The sequence below is a fragment of the Caballeronia sp. LZ033 genome, from assembly GCF_031451265.1.
In the GTDB taxonomy this organism is placed as follows: Bacteria; Pseudomonadota; Gammaproteobacteria; order Burkholderiales; family Burkholderiaceae; genus Caballeronia.
Map to the genome: position 1 here is coordinate 1,334,042 of NZ_JARUXQ010000004.1, position 9,738 is coordinate 1,343,779.

At 63.4% G+C, this 9,738-nt stretch carries 10 protein-coding genes and 1 pseudogene; 2 read left to right on the top strand and 9 right to left on the bottom strand.

Annotated features, from left to right (window positions below; genetic code table 11):
• Position 1: 1 nt before the first annotated feature.
• From QCE62_RS33265 to leuC, 6 genes are all read right to left on the bottom strand, one after another.
• On the bottom strand, positions 2-1,879 hold the full coding sequence (locus QCE62_RS33265) for a FimV/HubP family polar landmark protein (protein ID WP_309927261.1): 1,878 nt from the start codon (positions 1,877-1,879) through the stop codon (positions 2-4).
• Positions 1,880-2,041: 162 nt separating this feature from the next.
• Entirely contained in the window at positions 2,042-3,163 is a 1,122-nt protein-coding gene (gene asd / locus QCE62_RS33270) for an aspartate-semialdehyde dehydrogenase (protein WP_309821139.1), read from the bottom strand.
• An 84-nt stretch (positions 3,164-3,247) separates the two neighbouring features.
• Positions 3,248-3,415 (bottom strand): hypothetical protein, encoded by a 168-nt coding sequence (locus tag QCE62_RS33275; protein ID WP_309927263.1) that lies wholly within the window; start codon positions 3,413-3,415, stop codon positions 3,248-3,250.
• 143 nt (positions 3,416-3,558) lie between these two features.
• Complete coding sequence (gene leuB / locus QCE62_RS33280) at positions 3,559-4,626, bottom strand: 3-isopropylmalate dehydrogenase (RefSeq protein WP_309927265.1); 1,068 nt, start codon at positions 4,624-4,626, stop codon at positions 3,559-3,561.
• Positions 4,627-4,655: 29 nt separating this feature from the next.
• Complete coding sequence (gene leuD, locus QCE62_RS33285; RefSeq protein WP_309821142.1) at positions 4,656-5,306, bottom strand: 3-isopropylmalate dehydratase small subunit; 651 nt, start codon at positions 5,304-5,306, stop codon at positions 4,656-4,658.
• Positions 5,307-5,330: 24 nt separating this feature from the next.
• A complete protein-coding gene (leuC, locus tag QCE62_RS33290; RefSeq protein ID WP_309927267.1) occupies positions 5,331-6,740 on the bottom strand; it encodes a 3-isopropylmalate dehydratase large subunit in 1,410 nt (469 codons plus the stop codon).
• Positions 6,741-7,076: 336 nt separating this feature from the next.
• Between leuC and QCE62_RS33295 the strand changes: the two genes are divergently transcribed.
• Positions 7,077-7,325 carry an AbrB/MazE/SpoVT family DNA-binding domain-containing protein gene (locus QCE62_RS33295; RefSeq protein WP_309927269.1) on the top strand — a complete coding sequence of 83 codons (249 nt, stop codon included), beginning with the start codon at positions 7,077-7,079 and terminating at the stop codon, positions 7,323-7,325.
• On the top strand, positions 7,319-7,639 hold the full coding sequence (locus QCE62_RS33300) for a type II toxin-antitoxin system PemK/MazF family toxin (RefSeq protein WP_309927272.1): 321 nt from the start codon (positions 7,319-7,321) through the stop codon (positions 7,637-7,639). Before QCE62_RS33295 ends, QCE62_RS33300 begins: the two co-directional genes overlap by 7 nt.
• A 125-nt stretch (positions 7,640-7,764) precedes the next feature.
• Here QCE62_RS33300 and QCE62_RS33305 read toward each other — a convergent pair whose 3' ends face one another.
• The 3 genes and pseudogenes from QCE62_RS33305 to sdhB form a co-directional block, all read right to left on the bottom strand.
• Positions 7,765-9,066, bottom strand: coding sequence for a citrate synthase (locus QCE62_RS33305; protein WP_309927274.1), 1,302 nt, complete (start codon positions 9,064-9,066; stop codon positions 7,765-7,767).
• Between the two features lie 177 nt (positions 9,067-9,243).
• Positions 9,244-9,540, bottom strand: coding sequence for a succinate dehydrogenase assembly factor 2 (locus QCE62_RS33310; protein ID WP_309821147.1), 297 nt, complete (start codon positions 9,538-9,540; stop codon positions 9,244-9,246).
• 2 nt (positions 9,541-9,542) lie between these two features.
• Positions 9,543-9,738 (bottom strand): annotated as a pseudogene (gene sdhB / locus QCE62_RS33315) (succinate dehydrogenase iron-sulfur subunit); the annotation flags it as partial.

Genomic DNA, 9,738 nt, shown 5'->3' on the forward strand with positions numbered 1-9,738 from the left:
TTCAGGAGTGCGGCGCGAGCGTCGAGAGCAGCGTGGCGGCCTGCTGGCGCGTGGCGGAATCGTTCGATTCGATCACTTCCTGCAACAAGGTGCGCGCGCCCTGAAGATCGCCCAGTTCGATGTACTCGGCAGCCAGTTCGAGCTTGTTGCGGGCGATCGTCGCGAGTTGTGCGGGCGTCAGCGCGGGCAGCGGCTCGGTCGCGCTCGACGACGGCCCCAGATCGAAATCGAGACTCAGCGGCCCGAAGCGCGTTGCGCCGAGCCCCGCCACGGATGCCGCGCCTGCTGTGCCCGCTTCGATCTGCGACGCCACGGACGGTTGCTCCGAAGCCTGCGCCGGAGGATTCGCTACCGGCTGCGGCACGAAAGGCGCCTGCTCGATCGGCGTCTGGTCGATCTCGTGTTCACCGGCGGACCGCGCGCTGACCGGCGGCGTGTCCGGCAGTGCCTCGCGCGGAGGCGGTTCCAGCGCCGCTGTCGGCGCGGGTTCGACCGGCGCCGCGGGTGACGGCTCTGCCTTCAGTTCCATGCGTGGCGGCAACGCCATGTCGAGCGAATCGAGCGCCTGGATAGCCTCCTGCGGGAACTTCGGCATCGGGAAGCTGTGCCTGAGCACGGGTTCTTCATCAGGCGCGAGATCAGGCGAGTGCGCCGGCTCATCGGCCGTACGGGCCTGCAAGTCACGCAGTTCCGCTTCCCGCCCGACGATCTCCTTCTCCGCCGCTTCCCGTGCCTGTTCTTCGCGCTCCGTCATCTTGCGCAGTTCGGCTTCGCGGGACTCGGCTTCGCGAGCGACGGCTTCCCGCACGCTCCTCTCGTGCTCCAGCGCCTCTTGTGCTTGCTGCTCCGTGGCGTCGCCGCCTGCCAGCGTACCAGGCATCGGCGGAACGAAATCGGGGTGATGCGCGGCCGGCGCGACGGGTGTGAACGCTTCGGTAACGGGGACTTCGCGCGGCGCTTCCGGCGTCGCGCGGGCGGACGTCGAAGGGTGTGCCTCGGTCGTCGGGGGCAAGTCGGATTCGGAGCGTGCCGCCGGAATCTGCGGCGCCTCGGCACGTTCGAGATTCGCCGCGGCTGCGTCGATTTCAGGCTGGCTTTCCTCGACAGGCTCATCAGCACGCGCAAGCGCCGCAGCAGCCGCGCCAGCTTCAGGTCCACGCTCTGAGCGAGCGTCGTCCGCGGCCTCGGTCGGACGCTGCTTGCCTCGCCGCATCCGCATCACCACCATCAGCACGACGATGACCGCGATCACGAGGCCGATCAGCATCGGCGACATGCCGCCGCTTTTGGCGGGCGCGGTGCTGGCGGAGGCGCTGGCGGTGACGGCAGGTGCGGGCGCCGGTTCGGTCGTCTGTGTGGGCGTCGATGCCGTGTCCGCCGGCGCGCTCGCGGCGGGTGCAACCGACGACGCGGGCGCCGCGCTCGCAGCCATGGCCGGCGCGCTTTCCGAAGCTGGCGCGACCGGCGCGGAAGCGGCAGTGGCCGCCTCCACCGGCGCTGAAGCTGAGGCAGAAGCCGAAGCCGCTGCCGGCGCCGACGCGCCGCTCAGATCGGCGGGCACGTTCAGCACGGCGCCGAGCTTCAGCTTGTTGATGTCGTGATTACCGAACGAGGTCGGATTCGCGTCGAACAGTGCGCGCGCCGCACGTGCCTTGACGTCACGATCCTTCGATCCCGTCAGCTCGCCGGCAATGTCATTGAGCGACTGCCCCGGCTTGACCGCATAGGTCTGACCCGGCGCGGCGGCAGAGGCCGCATCGCTGGCCTGGGCGAACGCGTCGCCGGGATGCGCCCAGAACATCGCGCATACGGTGAGGCTGACCGCGGCCAACGCTGCACGCGACGTCGAAACGAGAGACCGGCGAGGTCGTTGGATCATTGAGGCTCCGGAATACGGCGAGATTGACGCGACGCGGGCACGGCCCGCCCGCTCGAAAACGGTTGTGCCCCGATACGGCACGCGATCGCCCAAAACAAAAGGCGCCGCGTGAAACGCGACGCCTTCCTGTTTCAGCTACACGCTTCAGGCGCGTAGTTTACTTTACTTGTCCAACAGAATGCGCAGCATCCGGCGCAGCGGTTCTGCGGCGCCCCACAGCAGCTGGTCGCCGACCGTGAACGCCGACAGATACTCGCCGCCCATGGCCAGCTTGCGCAGGCGGCCCACCGGCACCGTGAGCGTGCCCGTGACGACCGAAGGCGACAGATCGCGCATCGACGCTTCACGTTCGTTCGGCACCACCTTCACCCAGTCGTTGGCCGAAGCCAGGATGTCGTTCACTTCGTCGAGCGGCACATCCTTGTTGAGCTTGATGGTCAGCGCCTGCGAATGGCAGCGCATGGCGCCGATACGCACGCACAGGCCATCGACGGGAATCGAGCCCGGCTGGCCCATCGCCGGCTTGCCGAGAATCTTGTTGGTTTCCGCGCCGCCCTTCCATTCTTCCTTCGACATGCCGTTGCCGAGATCCTTGTCGATCCACGGAATCAGCGAGCCGGCGAGCGGCACGCCGAAGTTGTCGACCGGCATGCGTTCGCCGTTCATCGCGGCGAGCACGCGGCGGTCGATGTCGAGAATGGCCGAGGCTGGATCCGCCAGATCTTCCTTGGCCGCGCCGTAGAGCACGCCCATTTGCTGGAGCAGTTCGCGCATGTTCTGCGCGCCCGCGCCCGATGCGGCCTGGTACGTCATGGCCGTCATCCAGTCGACAAGGTTTTCGCGGAACAGGCCGCCCAGCGCCATCAGCATCAGGCTGACCGTGCAGTTGCCGCCGACGAAATCACGGCCGCCCTTGACCAGCGAATCCTTGATGACGTCGAGATTGACCGGATCGAGGATGATGACTGCGTCGTCCTTCATGCGCAGCGCCGACGCCGCGTCGATCCAGTAGCCCTTCCAGCCCGCCGCGCGCAGCTTCGGATACACCTCGTTGGTGTAGTCGCCGCCCTGGCACGTGATGATGGCGTCGCACTTCTTCAGGTCGTCGATGCTCGTTGCATCCTTGAGTTTCGTCTCGTTTTTGGCGAACGACGGCGCGTTGCCGCCCGCATTGCTGGTGCTGAAGAACACCGGTTCGATCAAGTCGAAATCGCCTTCCTGCTGCATGCGTTGCATCAGGACGCTGCCGACCATGCCGCGCCAACCAACGAGACCTACGTTCATGACTCACTACCCTTGAAGTGGACGCTTCCCCGCATCTTTACCCGGCGTGGCCGCGCGGGGAAGACGCTCGGACACGAGGGACGATCAGCGAATCGTGATCGCTTTGATGGAGATTTTCGTAATGCGCGTGGTTTTGGAGAACCCGGACGCAACTTGAATGGCGTCGATACGCGTGCCGATGGCGAGTTCCGTGGCGACGGCATGTGCGCCGCGTCCGATGGAAACCAGAGAGAATTGAGACTTCTTCGCCATGACGAAAGAATATACACGATAAGCCGCTGTTTTCGTCGGTGCGATGCGTCTTCCGGGTGAAATTCGTATCGATCGTGCAGGAACAGCGGTAAAAAGAGACGATCGGCCGCTTTATCCGCGATGCGGCCAATCGCCTCCCGCGATTACAGCGCCTTCAGCACCGCATCGCCCATTTCCTTCGTGCCGACGATCTTGCCGTCCGGCGTGGCGATATCACCCGTCCGGTAGCCCTGCTCCAGCACCTTCTTCACCGCGCTTTCCACGCGCTCCGCCTGTTCGGTCTTGCCGAGCGAATAGCGCAGCATCATCGCGGCCGAGAGGATGGTGGCAAGCGGATTGGCGACGCCCTTGCCCGCGATATCCGGCGCGGAGCCATGCGACGGCTCGTACAGGCCCTTGTTGTCCTTGTCGAGCGAAGCCGACGGCAACATGCCGATGGAGCCCGTCAGCATGGCCGCTTCGTCGGACAGGATGTCGCCGAACATGTTGCCGGTCACGACCACGTCGAATGCCTTCGGCGCCTTGACCAGCTGCATCGCGGCGTTGTCGACGTACATGTGCGACAGCTCGACGTCCGCGTATTCCTTCGCCACGTCGATCATCGTGTCGCGCCACAGCTGCGAGGTTTCGAGCACGTTGGCCTTGTCGACGCTGGTCAGCTTCTTCTGGCGCTTCTGCGCTGCCTGGAAAGCGACGTGCGCGATGCGGCGCACTTCGGGTTCCGAATAGCGCATCGTGTCGAAGCCTTCCTGCGCGCCTTCGAACGGACCATCCGGCGCCTGACGCACGCCGCGCGGCGCGCCGAAGTAGATGTCGCCGTTCAGTTCGCGCACGATCAGGATGTCCAGACCCGACACGATTTCCGGCTTCAGCGACGACGCGCCCGTCAGCTGCGCATAGCAGATCGCCGGACGGAAGTTCGCGAACAGCTGCAAGTGCTTGCGCAGGCCGAGGATGGCTTGCTCGGGACGCAGCGCGCGTTCGAGCTTGTCGTACTTCCAGTCGCCTACTGCGCCGAACAGGATGGCATCGGCTTCCTTCGCCAGCTTGAGCGTGGACTCGGGCAGCGGATGACCGTGCGCCTCGTAGCCCGCGCCGCCGACCGGCGCTTCTTCCAGCTCGAACTTCTCGCCGAGCGCGTTCAGCACCTTGACCGCTTCGGCCATGATTTCCGGACCGATCCCGTCGCCGGGCAGCACTGCAATCTTCATCGTGTGTTCCTTTCCTGATCGTGATGGATTTAGCCGGCGAGCCGGTGATTCAGCCACGGCTGCTTCGCAAGACGCTCGGCTTCGTACTGGCGGATCTTGTCGGCGTGGCGCAGCGTGAGGCCGATATCGTCGAAACCGTTCAGCAGACAGTACTTGCGGAAGCCCGGCACGTCGAAGGTGTACTCGGTGCCGTCGCCGGTTCGCACGACCTGCGCTTCGAGATCGATGGTCAGCTTGAAGCCGACGAACGCATTCGTCTCGTTGATGAGCTTGTCGACATCCTGTTCCGACAGCACCACCGGCAGCAAGCCGTTCTTGAAGCAGTTGTTATAGAAAATATCCGCGAAGCTCGGCGCGATGATCGCGCGGAAGCCGTACTGGTCCAGCGCCCACGGCGCGTGCTCGCGCGAACTGCCGCAGCCGAAGTTCTTGCGCGTCAGCAGGATGGACGCGCCCTGATAGCGCGGCTGGTTCAGCACGAAGTCCGGGTTCAGCGGACGCTTGCTGTTGTCCTGGCCGGGCTCGCCGACATCGAGATAACGCCATTCGTCGAACGCGTTCGGGCCGAAGCCGGTGCGCTTGATCGACTTCAGGAACTGCTTCGGGATGATCGCGTCGGTGTCCACGTTCTCGCGATCGAGCGGCGCTACGAGCCCGCTATGCACATTGAATTTTTCCATGACGTTCGGACCTTTTCGAAATGTTTAAGCGAGCTTGCGGACGTCGACGAAGTGACCTTCGATCGCCGCGGCAGCCGCCATGGCCGGGCTCACGAGGTGCGTGCGCCCGCCCGCGCCCTGACGGCCTTCGAAGTTGCGGTTCGACGTCGACGCGCAGCGTTCGCCGGCATCGAGCCGGTCGGCGTTCATTGCGAGGCACATCGAGCAGCCCGGTTCGCGCCATTCGAAACCGGCGTTCGTGAAGATCTTGTCGAGGCCCTCGCGCTCGGCTTGCGCCTTCACGAGTCCGGAGCCCGGCACGACCATCGCCAGACGGATGTTCGACGCCACGCGCTTGCCCAGCGACTTCACGACGTAGGCGGCAGCGCGCAGATCCTCGATGCGCGCATTGGTGCACGAGCCGATGAAAATCTTGTCCGGCTTGATCGATTCGATCGGCGTATTCGGCTGGAGCGCCATGTAGGTCAGCGCGCGTTCCATTGCGTCGCGTTTGACCGGATCCTTTTCCTTGTCGGGATCGGGCACGCGGCCGTCGATGGACGTCACCATTTCCGGCGACGTGCCCCACGTCACCTGCGGCACGATCTCGGCGGCATTGAGTTCGACGACGCGGTCGAACTGCGCGTCCGGGTCCGACTTGAACTGGCGCCAGTACTCGACCGCATGGTTCCACTCGACACCCTGCGGCGAGTACGGACGGTCCTTCAGGTAACTGATGGTGGTGTCGTCCACGGCGACCATGCCGGCGCGCGCGCCCGCTTCGATGGCCATGTTGCAGACGGTCATGCGGCCTTCCATCGACAGCGCGCGGATCGTGGAGCCGCCGAATTCGATGGCGTAGCCCGTTCCGCCCGCCGTGCCGATCTTGCCGATGATGGCCAGTACGATGTCCTTCGCGGTGCAGCCGCGCGGCAACTGCCCTTCCACCTTGACGAGCATGTTCTTGCTCTTTTTCTGCAGCAGCGTTTGCGTGGCGAGCACGTGCTCGACTTCCGACGTGCCGATACCGTGCGCCAGCGCGCCGAATGCGCCGTGTGTGGACGTGTGCGAGTCGCCGCAGACGATGGTCATGCCGGGCAGTGTCGCGCCCTGCTCAGGTCCGATGATGTGCACGATGCCCTGACGCAGGTCGTTCATCTTGAACTGCGTGATGCCGAAGCTATCGCAGTTCTGGTCGAGCGTGTCGACCTGCAATTTCGAGACGGGATCGGCGATGCCGTGCGTACGGTCCGTGGTCGGGACGTTGTGATCGGACACCGCCAGATTCGCGCTGATGCGCCATACCGGGCGCTGTTCGAGCTTGAGGCCTTCGAAGGCCTGCGGACTCGTCACTTCGTGCAGCAGATGACGGTCGATGTAGAGGATCGAGGTGCCGTCCTCTTCCGTGTGGATCACGTGTGTGTTCCACAGTTTGTCGTAGAGAGTCTGTGCCATGGTGAGCGCTTTCGTATGTGACTGCGGGGAATGTGCCGCCGTGTAGCGACGGCTTGTTAACCGATTATGCCACCTCTGCGCGCGTCCCGGGTACTAGGATGAGGGAAAAACCTATTAAAAACAATGCTTTATGCTAGTGGTGCCAGTACCCGGATCAGCTCTACCAGCCTGCTTTGTTTCTCGCGGCGGATCGGCCATCTGGCTGAATGGCGGTGTGGCCGCCGCGTCGGTAGCCTGTGTTGAAGCGCGGGGTTTCGCGCGCGTACCAACATTGTATTGAGCGCATGCCCATGGAGTTATAACATCGTGCTTCCTGTTCAGATCACGAGCGATTCCATGAAAACCACTATCCGGAAGATGGGCAACTCCCAGGGCGTTCTGATTCCGAAACCGTTGCTCGCCCAGCTGGGCCTGGAGAAGGAGGTCGAAATGGAAGTCGAAAATGACGCAATCGTCTTGCGTCGTCCGCGCAACAAGGCGCGCCACGGCTGGGCGGAAGCCAGCAAATCCATCTCGCAGAGCGGCGGCGACCGTCTCGTCGTGGGCGAGTTTGCAAATGGCGAAGATGCGGAGCTGGAATGGTAGCCCGCGGCGATATCTGGCTGACCGCGCTCGACCCAACCCTGGGCAGTGAGATCCAGAAAACGCGACCTTGCGTCGTCGTTTCACCGCCTGAGTTGCACGATCATCTGCGCACGGCCATCGTCGCGCCGATGACCACCGAGGGCAGGCCGGCGCCCTTCCGCATTCCGGTCACGTTGAACCGCAAGCAGGGGTTCATCCTGCTGGATCAGATCCGTACGGTGGACAAGGTACGGCTGGTCAAGCTGGAAGGATCGATCGATGCCAGCACGCTGGGATCCGCGCTGGGCGCGTTGCAGGAAGTGTTTGCGGACTAGGGGCTCGCCGCTGCCCCGTCGCTTCATGCTGCGCGTAGCCCGGCATCAGCCCGTCGCGCGGACATGAAAAAACCCCGGCGGTTGCCCGCCGGGGTTCTCTTGCAGCGTTCCGGAACGTACGCGCCTTAGCGCTTCGACACCGGCTTTGCTTCGCGCGGCGTCTGGCCGATGAACAGCTGACGCGGACGGCCAATCTTCTGCTCCGAGTCCGCAATCATCTCGTTCCATTGCGCGATCCAGCCCACCGTACGCGCCATCGCGAAGATGCACGTGAACATCGAGGTCGGGATGCCCAGTGCGCGCTGCACGATGCCCGAGTAGAAGTCGACGTTCGGGTACAGCTTGCGCGACACGAAGTATTCGTCTTCCAGCGCGATCTTTTCGAGTTCCATCGCGAGCTTGAAGAGCGGGTCGTCATGCAGGCCGAGCTCGTTCAGCACTTCGTGGCACGTCTCGCGCATCAGCTTTGCGCGCGGATCGTAGTTCTTGTAGACGCGGTGACCGAAGCCCATCAGCTTCACGCCCGAGTTCTTGTCCTTCACTTGCTTGATGAACTCAGGAATGTTGTCGACCGAGCCGATCTCTTCCAGCATGTTTAGCGCGGCTTCGTTGGCGCCGCCGTGCGCCGGGCCCCACAGGCAGGCGATACCGGCCGCGATACACGCGAACGGATTCGCGCCCGACGAACCCGCCAGACGCACGGTGGACGTCGAAGCGTTCTGCTCGTGGTCCGCGTGCAGGATCAGGATGCGGTCGAGGGCGCGCACGAGCACGTCGTTGACCTTGTACTCTTCGCACGGGTTCGAGAACATCATGTACATGAAGTTCGCGCTGTACGAAAGCTCGTTCTTCGGATAGACGAACGGCTGGCCCACGCTGAACTTGTAGGCCATCGCGACGAGCGTCGGCAGCTTCGCGATCATGCGGATCGCGGAGACTTCGCGGTGACGCGGATCGTTGATGTTCAGCGAGTCGTGATAGAACGCCGACAGCGCGCCCACCGCTGCCGTCAGCACCGCCATCGGGTGCGCGTCACGGCGGAAGCCGCGGAAGAAGAAGTGCATCTGCTCGTGCACCATCGTGTGACGCGTGACCGTGTCCACGAACTCCTTGGCTTGCGCTTCATTGGGCAGTTCGCCCTTCAGCAGCAGGTAGCAGGTCTCGAGGAAGTCGGCGTTGACGGCCAGTTGCTCGATCGGGTAGCCGCGGTACAGCAGCTCGCCCTTGTCGCCGTCGATGTAGGTGATCGCGGAATTGCACGCAGCCGTCGACATGAAGCCCGGGTCATACGTGAACTTGCCGGTCTGACCGTACAACTTGCGGATGTCGATCACGTCCGGGCCCATCGTGCCCTTGTAGATCGGCATTTCGACGCTCGGCGAGTTGTCGCTGAACGATAGCGTGGCTTTAACATCTGACGGGGTCATAGCACATCCTCAATCGAAGTATGGATACAGGTTTTCGATAATTTGCACGACGGAAGCTGCGCGGCAAAAACTGTACTGTCGGCCGTTGGTCTCAGTACGGCCTTGTCATTTCAGCCGAAGCGTTGCAAATCGCAACCATCGGCCTATTTTGCAAAACTCCGCGCATTCCTGCTGAAGTCACACGGTGCGCAGCATGCCAAGCAAGCGGATCACATCCGGCGTTGCCAGGTCGCCTTCCGGCTCCGTGCGGGCCAGCAGCAGGTCCATCAGTTCGTTGTCGCTCAGCTCGAGCAGACGGGTCAATGCGGCCACGTCGGCGTCACTGAGCTCTTGCTCATATCGGCTAAAGAAACGATCGAAGATCAGATCGTTTTCCAGCAGGCCGCGCCGGGCACGCCAGCGAAGGCGTGCGCGACGAAGGGGGTCGGACTGATGCGGAGAATCGTCTTGGGTATCGACCATCACATTGCCCATCCTCAGACCGCCCGGCGCACCATCAATTCCTTGATCTTGCCGATCGCCTTGGTCGGGTTGAGCCCCTTCGGGCACACGTCGACGCAATTCATGATCGTGTGGCAGCGGAACAGACGGTACGGATCTTCCAGGTTGTCGAGTCGTTCGCCCGTCGCTTCATCACGGCTGTCCGCGATGAAACGATAGGCCTGCAGCAAG

Bases quoted from the DNA above. Each gene is read 5' to 3' on its own strand.
- QCE62_RS33265 (WP_309927261.1), bottom strand. From the start codon at position 1,879: ATGATCCAACGACCTCGCCGGTCTCTCGTTTCGACGTCGCGTGCAGCG.
- asd (WP_309821139.1), bottom strand. From the start codon at position 3,163: ATGAACGTAGGTCTCGTTGGTTGGCGCGGCATGGTCGGCAGCGTCCTG.
- QCE62_RS33275 (WP_309927263.1), bottom strand. From the start codon at position 3,415: ATGGCGAAGAAGTCTCAATTCTCTCTGGTTTCCATCGGACGCGGCGCA.
- leuB (WP_309927265.1), bottom strand. From the start codon at position 4,626: ATGAAGATTGCAGTGCTGCCCGGCGACGGGATCGGTCCGGAAATCATG.
- leuD (WP_309821142.1), bottom strand. From the start codon at position 5,306: ATGGAAAAATTCAATGTGCATAGCGGGCTCGTAGCGCCGCTCGATCGC.
- leuC (WP_309927267.1), bottom strand. From the start codon at position 6,740: ATGGCACAGACTCTCTACGACAAACTGTGGAACACACACGTGATCCAC.
- QCE62_RS33295 (WP_309927269.1), top strand. From the start codon at position 7,077: ATGAAAACCACTATCCGGAAGATGGGCAACTCCCAGGGCGTTCTGATT.
- QCE62_RS33300 (WP_309927272.1), top strand. From the start codon at position 7,319: ATGGTAGCCCGCGGCGATATCTGGCTGACCGCGCTCGACCCAACCCTG.
- QCE62_RS33305 (WP_309927274.1), bottom strand. From the start codon at position 9,066: ATGACCCCGTCAGATGTTAAAGCCACGCTATCGTTCAGCGACAACTCG.
- QCE62_RS33310 (WP_309821147.1), bottom strand. From the start codon at position 9,540: ATGGGCAATGTGATGGTCGATACCCAAGACGATTCTCCGCATCAGTCC.